The sequence below is a fragment of the Aquamicrobium lusatiense genome, assembly GCF_014201615.1.
Taxonomy (GTDB): Bacteria; Pseudomonadota; Alphaproteobacteria; order Rhizobiales; family Rhizobiaceae; genus Mesorhizobium; species Mesorhizobium lusatiense.
Genome location: NZ_JACHEU010000005.1, coordinates 62,030 through 76,965, shown reverse-complemented (window position 1 = coordinate 76,965; position 14,936 = coordinate 62,030). Strand labels below are relative to the sequence as shown.

Genomic DNA, 14,936 nt, shown 5'->3' with positions numbered 1-14,936 from the left:
CGGGAGTCATCCCTGTGGCAGGGACAGCCCGTCGATCATGGCACTAAGGGTTTCGATGAAATCCTCCCGCGGCGCGCCGGCCTCGATGGACAGGGCGGCGCGGTCGAAGGCGGCGGAGAAAAGCGCGGTCAGCGCAGCCGGCGGAAACCGCCTCATCGCGCCTTCGCGCATGGCCGCTTCAAGCCCCTCCCGCAGGGTGCGGGCGCCATGCTTTGCATCGATTTCGTCCATGACGGCGCGGCCAAGCACGGCCGGCCCATCCAGCAGCAGCAGGCGGGTGCGGCCGGGCGCCGCCATTGCCGTAAGAAAGGCCATGCCGCCATCCAGAAGGGCCTGGCGGGGATTTTTGGTATCCGGCGCAGCATGGTCGATCGCGGCGGCAACATCCGCCGCTTCCTGCTCGACCACCGCCCGGAACAGGGCCTGCTTGTCGGCGAAGTGATGATAGAGCGCGCCGCGCGTGACGCCGGCGGCGGCAACGATCTCCGGCGTCGCCGTTTCCGCATAGGACTTTTCAATGAAGAGCGCCCGCGCCGCAGCCATCAGTGCGGCGCGGGTCGCCCCCGTGCGTTCGCGGTTGGTGCGGCGGGGGTTTTCCTGTTGCATGCATGCAGCCTGTATGTTAATTAAAGAAACATGCAGAGTGTATGTTAATTCAAGCCGCGAGGAAAGCCATGAAAACGACCAGCTATTATCCGGTCATCATGACCGGCGACGTTGCCGCTACGGCGGACTTCTATGTGCAGCATCTGCGCTTCCGACCGCTGTTTTCGAGCGACTGGTATGTCCATCTGCAATCGCAGGAGGATGAAACCGTCAATCTGGGCATTGTCGATGCCGGCCACGAGACGGTGCCGGAGGCGGCGCGGGGCAGGGGCGCGCAGGGGCTGCTGATCAATTTCGAGGTCGAGGATGTCGATGCCGTGCATGAGCGGATCGCGGCGGCCGGGCTGCCGATCCTGCGCAGCCTGCGCGACGAACCTTTCGGCCAGCGGCATTTCATCTTCGCCGATCCGAACGGCGTGCTGATCGACGTGATCACGCCGATCCCGCCCTCGGCGGAATTTCTGGCGCAGTACGAGGACGGCGCGGCAGCGAGCCCGGTAAGCGGGGCTGCGACGTAGGGCCGGGCTGCCATTCCGGCCTGAAACCGGCCGCAGATACTAAATGCACCTTACGTAAACGTAATTTTTTCGTCTGGCAGGCTTGCGCGGCGCGGAGGATCGGGGCAAGGATCGGTCCCGGAGCGCCGCGCAAGCCTGCCGGTGCGCAAGGCAGGCTCCGGCATATTGATCGAGCATCGGGGATCGAGCATGGGACCATCCGGAACCGGATGATCCGGCCGGTCCGACGCTCCAGCTGAAGAGGAGGCCGGACATGTCCCTTAAAGGAAAGACCCTGTTCATCTCGGGCGGATCGCGCGGCATCGGGTTGGCGATCGCGCTGCGCGCGGCCCGCGACGGCGCCAATGTCACCATCGCCGCCAAGACCGCCGATCCGCACCCGAAGCTGCCCGGCACCATCTATACGGCGGCCGAAGAGATCGAAAAGGCGGGCGGCAAGGCGCTTCCCGTGCTGTGCGACATTCGCGAGGAAAAGCAGGTTCTGGACGCGGTCGCCCGAACGGTCGAGGCGTTCGGCGGCATCGACATCTGCGTCAACAACGCCAGCGCCATCCAGCTTTCAGGCACGCTGGAAACCGACATGAAGCGCTTCGACCTGATGCACCAGATCAACACGCGCGGCACGTTTCTGGTGTCGAAAGCCTGCATTCCGCATCTCAAGCAGGCGCAGAACCCGCACATCCTCAATCTGGCGCCGCCGCTGGACATGAAGGCGAAATGGTTCAGGAACCACGTTGCCTACACCATGGCCAAGTTCGGCATGTCGATGTGTACGCTGGGCATGAGCGCGGAGTTCGCCGGCGACGGCATCGCCGTCAACTCGCTCTGGCCGCTGACGGCGATCGACACCGCTGCGGTGCGCAATGTGCTGGGTGGCGAGAGTATGGCCTCGATGAGCCGCACGCCCGACATCATGGCCGACGCCGCTTACGCGATCTTCAACCGTCCCGCACGCGAGGCGACCGGCAATTTCTACATCGACGAGGAAGTGCTGAAAGCCGAAGGCGTGAGCGACTTCACCCCCTACGCCCCCGACGCGACCGGCCCGCTGGTGGCCGACTTCTTCCTGCCCGACGAGGTGATCGCACGCAGCGACACGAAGCTGGCGGGGATGTTTTAGGGCGGCGGAGTGTGGGTGGTGTGCGGACTGGCATGTTTCGGTAGGGAAGTCCGTGCAGGCTGCGGCATAGGTCTACTCGACTTGTGAATTGCGTTTGGAGTCACCAAGGCGGGTTAACTCTGCCGGACCTACAAAGTACAAGAATATGATTGCCGCCTGGGGCTTCCGGATCGTAAGAATTCGCCAATGAAATGAATATTAGTGAGGAATAATGTCTGACCAGATTAGCGTAATCGTTGCAGTAGATGCACCGATGACTGCGAAGGAGAAAGTTCGCGGTGCGTTTCCTTCCTGGCAAACCCCGCCACGCCACATGCATGTTTCGCTCGATAATGCGCTCATCGAAGAAAACATGTTGGAAATGATAAACAAGTTCGGCAATCGACTGCTTGCATCGACCCCGCCTGAGCAAGGCTTTGAGGTGGATGAAATCGAGTTGACATTGTCCATCGATGCTAAGGGGGGCGTCTCGTTGATAGGCAGTGTCGAAGTCGGCGGCCACGCCGGTATCAAGGTTAAACTCAAGCGCAAGGCGAGCCAGAATTGACGCGAGCTTCGGCTCAGCGGCTTCAACGACGCCAGCAGCGTAGGCAAGTCGACCCGGAAAGCATTCTTGCCGCGCAGATCGACAAGATGCGCAAGCGCGAGAGCGGTGCCAATCCGGACAAGCTTGCTCGTCAAATGGTCAAACGGGCTTGGTCGGAAGCACTTCGCCGCGCACATGGCTGCCTGGGTATATCAGTGGGCGAACTGTTTACTCTGGAAATCCTTCCTGACGGGGCGGAGCTTGCGACAATCGATTGCTCGAAACCTCCCTTTACCGTTCGGGTGAGCGCCGGCTTACCTCCATTTATCTATAGAATTTCCCGCCTGCTGGCGGCACGGAGCTCGCCGTTCACGAGTGATGCCGTGCCTCGGAAGGATGATGATTCATGGCCACCCTTTGAAGAATCCGTAGAGCGCCTGCATCGCGCTTTTTTTTGGTATTCTGCCACAGGCCACTCAACGATACATCAGGATTATCAGATCGATGGTAATCAGGCGGTCGTGGGAGGATGGCTCGCGACCGAGGCGGAAATCTTCCTTATGTGTCACGAGATCGCTCACGGCCTAATCGCGCGCTTGCCGGTGGAGGCGCCCGATCTGCTGGCTAATCTCGAAGCAGGCTTAGAAGACATGTCAGAGGCTTGGCGTGAGGAATTCGTTGCGGATCGGCTGGCGTTATTTCTTGCCATCGGGCAAGTGAATGGTAGCCGTGATGGGCACCGTCTCGCGATGGCTTATGCGGGGTGGGAGTTCGCTCTTCTCTTGCACCGCGAGTGGGAACGCTACGAGGAAGTCGCAAGGTCCGAACAATACTTCTTCGAAACTCATCCACCAGCGGGCGATCGCATCGAAAACCTCAGAGGATCATTCCAGCGTTGCCTTCCGACCGAGGATGCAGCGCATCTGCTATCGGCTGCGGAATCAATCTCGACTCTTTTTCGCAATCTAGTTGACACGATGTTTTCCCCAGAGTTCCAAGCGGCGCTTGTTGAACGGGACGAAGCCCGCGCTCGACGGCTTAAGGAACTCGCGATCGACTGTAACAAGGGTCCCGTACCCGATTACTCCCGTTACGTTCCAGAGGCGATCATAATCCTACAACAGGCCGAGAGCTGGACGTTGCTTGATTTGGTACTTGAGCTCACCGCTCCTTTGCGAGGTGAAAAGCCCCTCGATGTGACGAACTTCGGTGTCGCGAAACTGGTCTGGAGAGCTTGTGAAGATTTGCCCGATCCACTTTATTTGGCCGTCAAGAAAGTGACCGCAATGCCTGACCTCGTGGATAGACGCGCCCGATACACATCCATGAAAAGGTAGACACTCACACCAGAATGGTCAGGCCCTGCGGAGCTCGATAGCATCGCTGGACCAGATCGGCTCGCAGCGATCGGGATGACCGGGTGGAAATCATCGATTTCGAGATAGTCAGCAGAGAAATGCCGGTCGCCCTAATAATGCGTCGTGCTGAAGGAACTGCCGCCGTGTTTCTGGAAAGTATTGATCGGAGAAGGAGCAGAAGGTAGGCTTTCAGTCGGTCCCCCATCCAGCCATGGACGGCTGAAATGAGGTCGTTTGCCGCCGTTCGATGGGCGGACGTTGCGATCCCGTTCGGGGGCTCAGAGGCCCCTTGCGGTGCGCACCCATTGTTCGATTTCGGCAAGGTTGCCCGGGACGGGCAGGCCGCACTGATTGAGTTCGCGGTCGAGGAGCAGGGTGATGCCTTCCTTGCCCTTGCCGAAGGCGTCGGCGATCGGGCCGCTCTCGACGGTGGTGGTGGCGTTGCGGATGTCGGACGCGTCCTGACACAGGTGCACCACCTTGCCACCGGCGGTCCACCAGACAAGGTCCTGACCGACGAGATGGGTGACGACCTGCGATTCCACCGCTGCCTGTTCCTGCGACAGCGGCTTGAAGTCGATGCCGAGCACGGTTGCCGCGATGGCGACGATGATGCCGGCGGCACCGGCAATGTTCTTCTGCTTCGCGTCCATGTCCTTGTTGAGGAAGATCATGACGATCAGCGGCAGGAAGGCCAGAAGCGCGATGAACGCGCCGAGCTGGTTCTGGATGAAGAATTTTACCGGCTGCTTGTTGGAGGCCGGATCCAGATGATTGGCCTTCTTCCACAGCACCGAGCCGACGATGGCGAGCACGCCGATCACCGCGATGAAGCCAAGCAGCGTGTACCAGCGCCACTGCGGGAAGCCCTGACTGGCGGCCAGCTCGTCGAATGACGGGCGCATCACCCAGAAGATGGCGACCAGTTCAAGAACGATGGCCACCGCCCACAGCACCAGCGCGATGATGCGCGAACGGGTTGCCTGAGCCTTCGCCTCCGGCGTGGGTGTGAATATCGGAGTGTCGGCCTTAGCCGCCGTCTTCGTGGAAACTTTCGCCATTGGCCCGAACCCTCTCCTGTGCCGCCCTGTATCGCGCGCGGCAATGCCGGTAAAAAACCCGCCAGATGTTAGCAGTTTTCCTGTGTCGAAAAGACCGTCACGCAACATAATCCCCAGTCCTGATCGCCAATATGTCAGTGAACGTTTTTTTGAGGCGCGGATGAACGGAAACGAGGCTGGTTCGGGAATATTTTTCTACTGTGTGGACCGTTTTCGATGCATTGGAGCGGCAAACATGATCCCTGCCGGCGGAAAGAGACCGGGCAGGGCGGTTGCCGCTGCCCGGTCTCCGGAGAAGTTCTGCGAATCGCAAAAACTTCTCCGGCTCCTCAGTTCGGTGCGATTGCGGATGTCAGCCCGCCGTGCGGCTTCAGCGGAATTGTCGCCGTCATTTCTTCAGGCGCAGCAGCGCGTTTTCGAAGGGGAGGCCTTCGTCGTCACTGGCGCGCCGCGACAATTCCTCAAAGCCGAGCGATGCATAAAAGCGCATGGCGCCCGTGTTGCGCGTATAGACTTCCAGTGAAAGCTCGCCTCTGAGGTTCAGGGCATGGGCGATCAGCCTGCGGCCGATGCCCAGCCCTTGCCATTGCGGCGCGACGAAAATGCCGCCGACGAACGTGTCGAGCAGGCTGATGAAGCCGGCTGGGACATCATCGACGCAGGCAACCCAGCTTTCCGCAACGGGAAGATAGCGGGTTTCAATCAGCGCCTGCTGCTCGAGCAGGCGCTGATCGCCGATGAATGCATGGGCGATGCGGGAGGCTTCCAGCCAGATTTGTGACAGCGCGGGCGTGTCTGTTTCCGGAGCATAGGCCCGGATCGAAATGTCGTTGTTCTTCATGAGAACTCCGCAAAAAAAGATATGCAAAGAGGTTCAGCACGCCTTTGGGGTGCCGGCGATACCGCCAAGTGCGGTTCGGATAAAAGCCTCTGCGCATAGATCTCCTTCTGCTGTGCGGGCTTTGTATGAGTGCGGCAGGAAGGCGTCAAGCAGCGTGGACCCGGATCAATGCGGGCCTTTGGCAGGCGTTTTGCGGAGGTCTGGAACGAGAGTGCCCCGTCGGTGGGAACCGGCGGGGCGTTTTTCCGCCGAAGCGGAAAGGGCAGGGAACCCTTCAGTCTATCTGGGGCGGAGGACGCCAGAATTCAATGCTTCAAAACCCTGGCGTCATCACTTTGTTTAACCGGCTTTCATTCAATTGGCCTGCGCCACCGGGGCGACGAGCGGGGTGATCCGGCGGATCGTCACGCGCCGGTTCTCGCGTTCCGGCTTTTGCGTGTTGATCTTGAGATACTGCTCGCCATAGCCCTGCGTTGCCAGATTTTCCGGCGGGATGCCGAAGGCGCCCGTCAGCGCTTCGGCAACCGCCTCGGCACGGCGGTCGGACAGCGCCAGATTGGCCTGATCGGAGCCGACCGCATCGGTGTGGCCCTCGATCAGGAAGGTTTCGGCCGGGTTCTTCTCCAGCATCCTTTCGATGGCCGTGGCGACGCCATCCAGCTTCTCGATCTCGCTGTCGCCGACGGAGGCGGAGCCGAACTCGAAGTTGAGCGTATCGAGATCGACGCGCCGGGCGATGTCGCGGACGCGGGCCGAGCGCTTCACCTCTTCCACCGAATAGAGACGCTGGACGCGCTCCACCGGCGGCTGTTCGAGGAAGCGGTAATAGGCGTCCGGATCCCGCACCCGGCGCGATTCCAGAATGTAGTCGTCGCGCGGGATGGTGAGGCGGATGGGCGGCAGATCATAGCCCGGATCGCGCCACTCGCGCACATCGTCATAGCGCTGCTCGTCCGCATAGCTGAGGATGTATTCGCGCCCGTCCGGCGTGATGCGCGAGCGCTGGATCACGTCGCCATGGCGATTGCGGATGGTGACGATCTGGCTGCCATTGTCGCGGATGATGACCTCGCGGGTGCGGCCGCGCGGCAGGTCCTCGTAATAGACGTCGCGCGCATCGCGGGTCATGCGCGGACGGTCGTTGCTTTCAACGATGGTCTGGCCGCCGAGTTGCAGGATTACGCGGTCGCCGATCTCGCGCAGCACGTCGATGCCGTCAGCGCGCTCGCGGCGCGGTTCGGGCGGACGCTCGCGCCGTGTGCCTTTCTCCTCGATAGCCGGCACGATCTTTTCAGGCGCGATGGCCTGCTGGGCGGCGCGGTCGTCCGCCGGCGGCGGGCCTGCATCGACAGGCGCGGGCTGGGGCGCCTGTGTCTGGCCATCGGGGGTCTGGCCATCAGGGGTCTGGCCATCAGGGGTCTGGCCGTCAGGCGCAGGGGCCGGGGTAGGCACGGGCTGAGCGCCGTCGGGGGCGGGTTGTCCACCTTCAGCAGGTGGGGGCGTCTGCTTCTGGCTGTCAAGAAGAGGTGCCTCGTCGGGATTGGCGGGAGGCGCTTCGCTCTGCGTTGGCGGCTGGGGGGCAGGCTGTTCGGGCTGCGCCGGCTGCCCGGCTGACTGACCCTGTTCATTGTCGTTGCCGGGCTCGGGAGGCTGGCGCGGAGCCGTCTCACCGTTTTCGGCGGGTGCGGGGGCGGGTTGTTCAGCCGCCGGGGCTTCGGGCGCAGGTTTTTCGGCCTCCGGCTGTGGGGCCGGTTCCTGTGCTTCGGGCTCTGGAGCGCTGGGCGTGGGAGCCGCGGGCTGCTCGGGTTGCGGAGCCGGGGCGGGCGCTGGCTCCGGTGCCGGCTGTTCAGCAGGCGCTTCCGGCTGTGGAGCGGGTTGCCCGGGCGCTGGCTGTTCGGCCTGCGGCTGCGGTTCTGGCTCCGGTGCAGGCGCGGGAGCTGGTTCGGGCGCGGGTGCTGGTGCGGGCTTGGGTGCCGGCTCCGGCGCGGGAGGCGGCGCAGGCTCCGGGGCTGGTTCTGGCGCGGGAGGTGGTGCAGGTTCAGGGGCCGGCTCAGGGGCAGGTGGCGGCGCCGGCTGAGGCGCAGGTTCGGGTTCCGGAGCGGGTTCAGGCGGCGGGGGTGGAGGCGCTGCTTCCGGCTCCGGCGCCGGGCGCTCTTCGGCCGGCTGCTGCTGGCGGGGCGCGCAATTTTCCGCCGCTTCGCCTTCGGGGCATTCGGCCTGCGCCAGCATCAGCGGGTTGTCGCCCATGGAAGATGCAATCCCGGCCTTGCCGCCAAGGGGCAGCGCGGCAAGCGGCCCGGTGGCCATGAGCAGGCCAAGTGCGGTGCCCGCGAGAATTCCAGGGTGAAGTTTCATGCAGTTGCTCTCCTTCAAGGTCCCTATCTTGCCGAAACTTGCCGTCCCGCAATTGGTTCCGACGAATAATGGTTATGCAGGATGCAAGGCGTTTGCCAGACCAAATCATGGCCGTACCGTGTCCGTTTCACGGCCGGCTTGACCTTCGTGGCCCCACGGGCCACATGCGGGATCATGGAAAAGCCTTTCTGGAAAACCAAAGCGCTTGAGGAGCTGAGCGCGGCCGAGTGGGAATCGCTTTGCGACGGCTGCGGCAAGTGCTGCATGTCGAAGCTGGAGGACGAGGATACCGGCGACATCTACTGGACCAGCGTGTCCTGCCGGATGTTCGATGCGGCCACATGCCGTTGTTCGGATTACCCCAACCGGCTTTCGCAGGTGTCGGATTGCGTGGGCCTCACGCCGCAGAACGTGCGCACCATTTCATGGCTGCCCGGCACCTGCGCCTACCGGCTGGTGGCGGAGGGGCGTGATCTCTACTGGTGGCACCGCCTGCTTTCAGGCAGCGCCGAGACGGTGCATGAGGCGGGGGTTTCCATGCGCGGGCGCGTTTGCGCCAGCGAAAGCGATCTTCAGGAGCCGGAAGATTATTTCGACTATGTGCTCGACGAGGAGCCCTGAACTCATGGCCGCAGAGGTCACGACCCGATCATCGACCACAGGAAGCGAAGCGCGATCGCCAGCAGGAACAGGCCGAAGGCGACTTCCAGCCTGCGCTTGGGCAGCGCGTGGGCAAGGCGCGCGCCCCATGGCGCCGTCAGCATGCTGACGGGGAACAACAGCACCATGCCGAGCAGCGACACATAACCCAGCGCATAGGGCCATTGCAGCAGCACGACGTCGGGCCAGGCCGCAGCCTTGCCCCATCCGGCAAAGATGTAGGAGATGGCGCCCGGCACGGCGATCAGCGGTCCAAGACCGGACGAGGTCGCCACCGCCTGATGGATCGGGCGGCCATAGAAAGTCATGAACAGGCTGGAGAGCTGGCCGCCGCCAATGCCCATCAGCGACGACAGCACGCCGATCAGCCAGCCGTAGATGCGCATGACGAAATTTCCGGGAATGTCGCTGCCCAGCTTCCAGCTTTCTCGCGCGCCAAGCAGCTTTATGGCCGAGATGCTGGCGACGACGACGAACACGGTCTTGAACAGGGTTTCGGGCGCATAGCGAGCGACGAAGCCGCCCATGATGACGCCGATGACGACCGGAACCGCCCACAGCTTCAGGATCGACATGTCGACCGCGCCTTTCTTCTGGTGGGCGCGGAAGGAGCGCACCGAAGTCGGCGCGATGATTGCCAGCGAGGTGCCGATGCACAGCGGCATGCGCACTTCATCGGGAACGCCGAGCACGCGAAAGAATTCGTAAAGCACCGGAACGATGACCGCTCCGCCCCCGACACCGAACACGCCGGCCAGCAGGCCGGTGAGCGCACCGGCAGCCCCAAGGGCGACGACGATGATGAAAAGTTCGTAGCCGGAAATGCCGAACATGATGCCTCGGTGCTGGAATCGTGCCTCGGGAGAAGGCAGGTCACGGGCTCATAGCCTTTTTGCATTCACCGCGCCACCTTGCCGTCGCCGGCTGCATGGCGTGTTTTTGCAGAAGGTCTGGCTTCACAAAAGGCCAAGCGTGATCGCCGCGAGCACCAGATAGCGGCCGGTCTTGGCGATGGTGACGAGCAGAAGGAAGCTCGGCAGCGGCTCGCGCAGCACGCCGGCGGCGACCGTCAATGCGTCGCCGACGAGGGGCGCCCAGCTCAGCAGCAGCGACCAGCGACCCCAGCGGTGGTACCAGCCCGTTGCGCGCTCAAGCGCCTTGTCGCCGACGGGAAACCATTTCCGGTGCCGGAAACGCGCGATGCCGCGCCCCAGCGCCCAGTTGACGACCGCGCCAAGCACATTGCCCGCGCTGGCGACCGCGACGAGCAGCAGGGGCGGCCATTGCCCGGCAACGAGCGCCGCGACAAGCGCTGCTTCCGACTGGGCCGGCAATATCGTGGCCGCAACGAAGGCAAGGCTGAAAAGGCCGCCGAGAACGGCAATGTCCGGCATTTTTTCTCATCCCTTGCGCGCGGGTTGCGGGAAAGGATCGTGTAAGCCAAGGCCCGGTCGGAAACCAGTTCCGATCGCCCGCCGGATGGTCGGCATCGCCGATCGGGTGGCTGGGTCCGAGAGGGGGAGGGCGAACAAGGTCACATCGCCGCTCACAAGCTCCACGTGCCGGAAGCCTGCCTTAGTGAAGGGTGGCGATGTGGGTATAGCAGCTTAGGGCGAGGTTGGCGAAAGCGTTACGAAACGTCGTTGTGTATGTGGCGGCTTATATTACGCCGTCCGGTGGCGGCAAGGAACAGACGGAAGCGCCGATGGTCTGCTTGATGCAGTCGGCGGATAATTATCAACACAACCGCGCGGTACAAATTGCCTTTGCAAACAGCGGCACCCTTGTTCGTCACCAACCAACGATGCCGGCCGGATTTTTAGCTCCCGGCTTTTCGATGATGCAGATTGAGCAGTTCTTCGCAAGGACGTTTAGCAGGCGTCGAGAACAACATATCAGTATCCTGAAAATGTGGAGCCCCAGAGCTGATAGGCATATACAGGGCCGCCGCCAGTGTAGGCGTAGCCGTCTTTGCCAACTTCGGGATAAAAGAAATGTCCGGGGAGAATTGTTAGGTTGGAATATGCTTCGCGTTGGTAAATCCGGGTCAGATATCGTGGCCCAACACTTTTCCATGCAGGGTAGCGCTTATGGCGGAAGCCAAGAATAGTCTTGAATAATGCATTGGGATTGCTTTCCAGTTCCCGCACCAGCGTCTCATAGAACTGATTTTTGGGCCTGGTTCCCTGAAAGCCGCAGGCGATCAGAGGAGTCCGGAAAAGTCCGTTTTCGGTTGCAGCCACAGCTTCGCATTCTAAAATCCACTCTGGCAGCGGCTTCAGGCATATGCTGTCGGCATCAAGCGCGATTCCACCATTTTCCAGGAGGATTTCGTAGCGCATCATATCTGCGACACCGTTCAGTTCATAATTCCACATGTCCTGCATGTGGGACTTCAGGCGCCATTGCCGATTGTTGTAGTCGTCATTGCCCCAGACCTTGATCACCCAGTCCGGGTGATGAACCCTCCAACTGTCAATGCAATGATGCGGACATTTTGCTTCGTCGCCGACCCACACAAAGTGAAGAATCTTTGGTATCTGCTGGATTGGGACTCTCTTCGAATAGTGGAGGATGCCCGGCTGCAGGTGCTGGTTTGAAATAAACTCTGACTTCATTGGACGCGCTCTGTCAGGCCACCGGTCCAGCAGGGGACCGCGGTGTTCCAATTATCATCTGGGTGGAATCGTCAAAGTTTGTTATGCGGTGATCTTCTATGTTGAACCATCGTTCAACATAGATACGGAACTCATCCATCGACCATTCGCGGCAATGTGCACGGTTTCGCGGTGGTCCTGAATGATCCCAGCCATAGACGCGGTATCTGTCCGGAGTCGAGATAACAAGCTTTCCTCGTGTAATGCGTGACAGGTACTGCATGAGCAGATCCGGGTTTGGGATATGCTCAACCACGTCAGCACAGATAACGATATCCGCCTGATCCGTATCTGTTTCGAAGTCGGCTGAGGCCCACTGCCTCTCAGGATATGTCTGCCTCAAAAATGACAGGGTGGGCTCCAAATCAAAACCAACGGTTTCGGTGTCTGGAAAGAACTTCATCAGCTTGAAGCCGGACCCGCATCCTATATCAAAGACTTTTTTCGCGCCAATTTCTTTGCTGGCTGCGGCCGCGGCTTCATACACCTCGCGCTGGTGCTGATCTTTCTGGGCTGTATCATCATAGAAGGCGTTTTCAGGTCTGTGCCTGTATCCAGCGCGGATGCCAAATTGCTCCGTCTTCACGACCGGCTCTTGAAAAAAGCCAAATTTGTGCCGGAAACCATACCGCAGTTTCCTCCTCAAGAGCTTCCATTTGTTCATGCGGTGTGCTCCCAACAGACCAGCAAGCATAGCAAGGGTCGTTGCAATATGATGCAAGACATCGCGCCTTAGCATGCCTGCCAATTTGCAGAAAGCGTAAGTCATGGGCCTCGGGGAGCAAAACTGCCCCCTTTATTGTTCGTATCGCTGGCCTTAAGCCTCTTTTAGACCGGGACTTCATCAGTCCTTTTCGCGTTTCGGGAGGCCAGTCACACATGCCTGACCTCACTTACCAGTACGTCACCCGCGTCAACCGCGTGCCCGAAGGAACCATGTCGTTCGAGATCCTCGACCGGACGCTGGCCGGCAACCTCAACGGGCCGGTGACGGCCGCCGGCGGCCGCTATCTGCTCGAACCTGCATCTTGCCGATGTCAGTTCGCTGGCGGTCGACCTGATTGATGCCACGGTTCTGGTGCCGGGGGCGGATGGGTAACCTGCTGCACGGCCCGCCAAGGCCTGTGTGGCCGGGGTGGACTGCCAGATCATCCTTGACGGCGATCCGAACGCGAAAAAGCAGCCGATTTCCGGGTGTCATGATCGAATGTGGTAATCGGCGGTATCGTCGGCCCCGCGCATGCGATCACCTTCGATTACACTGATCCCGACGCCGAAGGACCTGCTCGAGGAAAACCGCATCAACACCCGCCGTGCGCGATGGCGGTTACCGGATCATTTCTGAAGCACCTTGCCTCAAAGCTTGCAGAGCAGGGGCAGAGACAGGCTGGCTTCAAATACCGCTTGAGACGGGTTCAGGCTGCGAATCTCAAAAGTAATTTGATGACAGAAGCGGTGACAAGATTGCCAGATCGCGCGACCCGCTACACGGGTTTCGTGCTGCCGGTGGGAATGTACATGTTTTTGATTTTAAGGGGAAATGGTGGGCCCGGAGGGACTCGAACCCCCAACCAAGCGGTTATGAGCCGCCGGCTCTAACCATTGAGCTACAGGCCCCACGCAGGGCTGATTAGTGCGTTTCCGTTGCCGGCACAAGAGCCACGGCTGCAGAAGCGGGGCCGGTGGGGGCTTAAAAGTCGGGAACTTCATTCATTTGATGAGACTATGGCGTCAAGTGCCCAAATCAGTCCATATTCGCCACTTAAAGCATTCCGCGCTGGGACGCATTTCATGGAGCACCTGATGAACGGATTCCTTCTACCTCTGGCACTGGCTGCGGCAATGGTTTTGCCTGCCGTCGCCAATGCCGCCGATGCCAGGCCGGCGCCGCAGATCGTGGTTACCGGCGAAGGGGAGGCGACTGTTGCTCCCGACATCGCAATCCTGTCGCTGTCGGTCATGCGCGAGGCCAAGACCGCGCGCGCGGCACTCGACGCCAACAATGATGCGATGGCCGCGGTGATCTCGGCCATGAAGGCGGCGGGGATCGAGGACCGCGACCTGCAGACGGCCGGTATCCAGATCAGCCCGCGCTACAACTACAATTCCAAGCCGGATGGCGGACAGGAAGCCGAACTGGTCGCCTATCAGGTCACCAATGCGCTTTCGGTGCGCATTCGCGACATCGACAAGACCGGCGAGCTGCTCGACAAGGCCGTTACGCTGGGCGTCAACGAGGGTGGCGGCATCGTCTTCACCAATGCCAATCCGGCCGCGGTTGTCACCGAAGCGCGCAAGAAGGCGGTTGCTGATGCCATCGCCAAGGCCAAGACGCTGGCCGAAGCAGCCGGCTCTTCGGTCGGCAAGGTGCTCGAAATCTCGGAGCAGTCGGCGCCGCCGATGCCTATCCGCATGGCTGCAAAGTCCTTCGACGCCGTTCCGCAAGCCGGCGCTGCACCGGTTCAGGCCGGCGAAAATGCCTATCGGGTACAGGTCAACGTGACCTTCGAGTTGAAGTAAGCCTGAAAAACCCATCTGAAAAAGCCCCGGAAGCTGAACGCTTCCGGGGCTTTTTGTTGTCGGAACCCGATTTCGGCCTGTGCCGTGCGGGAAATGTCTCAACCGAGACGGGTTAGCGAAGCACCGGGCAGCCGCGCTGGTTTGCGAAGGTCAGCACGACGCGATGATTGAACTTGTGGCCAGCCACCCGCACGATGCGGCGGTTGGAATCAACCACGCGTGCGCGCCGTACGCCCATGCGATCGGCCTTGTTCAGGGCCGTGCGTGCGCTGCATCCATCATGACGGCCCCTGTCGCGGCGCGCGTCATGATGCCGCTCACGGTCACGGCGCCAATCCTGATGGCGGCCGTGGTCGCGATGCTGGACATTCATGCCATAAGCGGAACCCTGACCGCCGTAATTGAGGTAAAGGCCGTCCGCCTGCGCTGCGGCTGGAAGGGCGGCCAGCCCGCCCAAGCCGATGAGAGCGGAAAGAACTGCGGTCTTAATCATCCTGATCATGGTCTTCTCCTTGATGTCCTTCGGGGCTTGCGGGACAGGCAGTCGCCATCACCCATCCATGAGAGGAATCTAGGGCGCTCTGGCTGAACCGACCACGAACCGCGCATTCATATCGTGTTCATTTTCGCGGAGAGGCCGTGCCAATCCGGCAATTCCCATGGAAAAAAGCAAAAACGCCGGGCTTCATGAGGAAACCCGGCATGTCGTTTTTG

The 14,936-nt window shown here is 61.1% G+C and carries 16 protein-coding genes and 1 tRNA gene; 7 read left to right on the top strand and 10 right to left on the bottom strand.

Features of this window, described 5'->3' with window-relative positions; genetic code table 11:
- Window positions 1-6 precede the first annotated feature (6 nt).
- Window positions 7-606 carry a TetR/AcrR family transcriptional regulator gene (locus tag HNR59_RS18520; protein WP_183832530.1) on the bottom strand — a complete coding sequence of 200 codons (600 nt, stop codon included), beginning with the start codon at window positions 604-606 and terminating at the stop codon, window positions 7-9.
- Window positions 607-674: 68 nt separating this feature from the next.
- On the opposite strand from HNR59_RS18520, the gene HNR59_RS18515 reads away from it, so the two are divergent.
- The 4 genes from HNR59_RS18515 to HNR59_RS18500 all read left to right on the top strand — a co-directional run bounded on the left by HNR59_RS18515 (window position 675) and on the right by HNR59_RS18500 (window position 4,107).
- Window positions 675-1,124 (top strand): VOC family protein, encoded by a 450-nt coding sequence (locus HNR59_RS18515; protein ID WP_183832529.1) that lies wholly within the window; start codon window positions 675-677, stop codon window positions 1,122-1,124.
- 253 nt (window positions 1,125-1,377) lie between these two features.
- Window positions 1,378-2,244 carry an SDR family oxidoreductase gene (locus tag HNR59_RS18510; RefSeq protein WP_183832528.1) on the top strand — a complete coding sequence of 289 codons (867 nt, stop codon included), beginning with the start codon at window positions 1,378-1,380 and terminating at the stop codon, window positions 2,242-2,244.
- A 211-nt stretch (window positions 2,245-2,455) separates the two neighbouring features.
- Window positions 2,456-2,791 (top strand): Pepco domain-containing protein, encoded by a 336-nt coding sequence (locus HNR59_RS18505; protein ID WP_183832527.1) that lies wholly within the window; start codon window positions 2,456-2,458, stop codon window positions 2,789-2,791.
- The gene (locus HNR59_RS18500) at window positions 2,788-4,107 is read left to right on the top strand and encodes a M48 family metalloprotease (protein WP_183832526.1); all 1,320 of its coding nucleotides are present in this window, start codon (window positions 2,788-2,790) and stop codon (window positions 4,105-4,107) included. The genes HNR59_RS18505 and HNR59_RS18500 overlap by 4 nt, the downstream gene beginning before the upstream one ends.
- A gap of 299 nt (window positions 4,108-4,406) precedes the next feature.
- Here the strand turns inward: HNR59_RS18500 and HNR59_RS18495 are convergent, their stop codons facing one another.
- The 3 genes from HNR59_RS18495 to HNR59_RS18485 all read right to left on the bottom strand — a co-directional run bounded on the left by HNR59_RS18495 (window position 4,407) and on the right by HNR59_RS18485 (window position 8,385).
- Window positions 4,407-5,189, bottom strand: a complete 783-nt coding sequence (locus tag HNR59_RS18495; RefSeq protein ID WP_183832525.1) for a hypothetical protein — start codon at window positions 5,187-5,189, stop codon at window positions 4,407-4,409.
- 388 nt (window positions 5,190-5,577) lie between these two features.
- A complete protein-coding gene (locus HNR59_RS18490; RefSeq protein WP_183832524.1) occupies window positions 5,578-6,030 on the bottom strand; it encodes a GNAT family N-acetyltransferase in 453 nt (150 codons plus the stop codon).
- Window positions 6,031-6,384: 354 nt separating this feature from the next.
- Window positions 6,385-8,385, bottom strand: coding sequence for an OmpA family protein (locus tag HNR59_RS18485; RefSeq protein ID WP_183832523.1), 2,001 nt, complete (start codon window positions 8,383-8,385; stop codon window positions 6,385-6,387).
- A gap of 174 nt (window positions 8,386-8,559) precedes the next feature.
- Between HNR59_RS18485 and HNR59_RS18480 the strand changes: the two genes are divergently transcribed.
- Window positions 8,560-9,006, top strand: coding sequence for a YcgN family cysteine cluster protein (locus tag HNR59_RS18480; protein ID WP_183832522.1), 447 nt, complete (start codon window positions 8,560-8,562; stop codon window positions 9,004-9,006).
- A 17-nt stretch (window positions 9,007-9,023) separates the two neighbouring features.
- On the opposite strand, the gene HNR59_RS18475 is transcribed toward HNR59_RS18480, so the two are convergent.
- The 4 genes from HNR59_RS18475 to HNR59_RS18460 form a co-directional block, all read right to left on the bottom strand.
- The gene (locus HNR59_RS18475; protein ID WP_183832521.1) at window positions 9,024-9,878 is read right to left on the bottom strand and encodes a sulfite exporter TauE/SafE family protein; all 855 of its coding nucleotides are present in this window, start codon (window positions 9,876-9,878) and stop codon (window positions 9,024-9,026) included.
- A 123-nt stretch (window positions 9,879-10,001) separates the two neighbouring features.
- Complete coding sequence (locus tag HNR59_RS18470; RefSeq protein WP_183832520.1) at window positions 10,002-10,439, bottom strand: YqaA family protein; 438 nt, start codon at window positions 10,437-10,439, stop codon at window positions 10,002-10,004.
- A gap of 501 nt (window positions 10,440-10,940) precedes the next feature.
- Window positions 10,941-11,663: a glycosyltransferase family 32 protein gene (locus HNR59_RS18465; RefSeq protein ID WP_183832519.1), complete on the bottom strand. Its 723-nt coding sequence runs from the start codon at window positions 11,661-11,663 to the stop codon at window positions 10,941-10,943.
- 13 nt (window positions 11,664-11,676) lie between these two features.
- Window positions 11,677-12,366, bottom strand: coding sequence for a class I SAM-dependent methyltransferase (locus HNR59_RS18460; protein ID WP_183832518.1), 690 nt, complete (start codon window positions 12,364-12,366; stop codon window positions 11,677-11,679).
- A 215-nt stretch (window positions 12,367-12,581) separates the two neighbouring features.
- Between HNR59_RS18460 and HNR59_RS18455 the strand changes: the two genes are divergently transcribed.
- Window positions 12,582-12,767: a hypothetical protein gene (locus HNR59_RS18455; RefSeq protein WP_183832517.1), complete on the top strand. Its 186-nt coding sequence runs from the start codon at window positions 12,582-12,584 to the stop codon at window positions 12,765-12,767.
- Window positions 12,768-13,243: 476 nt separating this feature from the next.
- Here HNR59_RS18455 and HNR59_RS18450 read toward each other — a convergent pair.
- Window positions 13,244-13,319: transfer RNA gene (locus HNR59_RS18450), tRNA-Ile, on the bottom strand.
- Window positions 13,320-13,505: 186 nt separating this feature from the next.
- Between HNR59_RS18450 and HNR59_RS18445 the strand changes: the two genes are divergently transcribed.
- Window positions 13,506-14,222, top strand: coding sequence for an SIMPL domain-containing protein (locus HNR59_RS18445; protein WP_183832516.1), 717 nt, complete (start codon window positions 13,506-13,508; stop codon window positions 14,220-14,222).
- Between the two features lie 112 nt (window positions 14,223-14,334).
- Here the strand turns inward: HNR59_RS18445 and HNR59_RS18440 are convergent, their stop codons facing one another.
- A complete protein-coding gene (locus tag HNR59_RS18440; RefSeq protein WP_183832515.1) occupies window positions 14,335-14,724 on the bottom strand; it encodes a hypothetical protein in 390 nt (129 codons plus the stop codon).
- Between the last annotated feature and the right edge of the window lie 212 nt (window positions 14,725-14,936).

Coding starts and splice junctions, on each gene's coding strand:
- HNR59_RS18445 (WP_183832516.1), top strand. CDS start 13,506: ATGAACGGATTCCTTCTACCTCTGGCACTGGCTGCGGCAATGGTTTTG.
- HNR59_RS18475 (WP_183832521.1), bottom strand. CDS start 9,878: ATGTTCGGCATTTCCGGCTACGAACTTTTCATCATCGTCGTCGCCCTT.
- HNR59_RS18520 (WP_183832530.1), bottom strand. CDS start 606: ATGCAACAGGAAAACCCCCGCCGCACCAACCGCGAACGCACGGGGGCG.
- HNR59_RS18480 (WP_183832522.1), top strand. CDS start 8,560: ATGGAAAAGCCTTTCTGGAAAACCAAAGCGCTTGAGGAGCTGAGCGCG.
- HNR59_RS18460 (WP_183832518.1), bottom strand. CDS start 12,366: ATGAACAAATGGAAGCTCTTGAGGAGGAAACTGCGGTATGGTTTCCGG.
- HNR59_RS18465 (WP_183832519.1), bottom strand. CDS start 11,663: ATGAAGTCAGAGTTTATTTCAAACCAGCACCTGCAGCCGGGCATCCTC.
- HNR59_RS18510 (WP_183832528.1), top strand. CDS start 1,378: ATGTCCCTTAAAGGAAAGACCCTGTTCATCTCGGGCGGATCGCGCGGC.
- HNR59_RS18470 (WP_183832520.1), bottom strand. CDS start 10,439: ATGCCGGACATTGCCGTTCTCGGCGGCCTTTTCAGCCTTGCCTTCGTT.
- HNR59_RS18490 (WP_183832524.1), bottom strand. CDS start 6,030: ATGAAGAACAACGACATTTCGATCCGGGCCTATGCTCCGGAAACAGAC.
- HNR59_RS18440 (WP_183832515.1), bottom strand. CDS start 14,724: ATGATCAGGATGATTAAGACCGCAGTTCTTTCCGCTCTCATCGGCTTG.
- HNR59_RS18515 (WP_183832529.1), top strand. CDS start 675: ATGAAAACGACCAGCTATTATCCGGTCATCATGACCGGCGACGTTGCC.
- HNR59_RS18505 (WP_183832527.1), top strand. CDS start 2,456: ATGTCTGACCAGATTAGCGTAATCGTTGCAGTAGATGCACCGATGACT.
- HNR59_RS18495 (WP_183832525.1), bottom strand. CDS start 5,189: ATGGCGAAAGTTTCCACGAAGACGGCGGCTAAGGCCGACACTCCGATA.
- HNR59_RS18485 (WP_183832523.1), bottom strand. CDS start 8,385: ATGAAACTTCACCCTGGAATTCTCGCGGGCACCGCACTTGGCCTGCTC.
- HNR59_RS18455 (WP_183832517.1), top strand. CDS start 12,582: ATGCCTGACCTCACTTACCAGTACGTCACCCGCGTCAACCGCGTGCCC.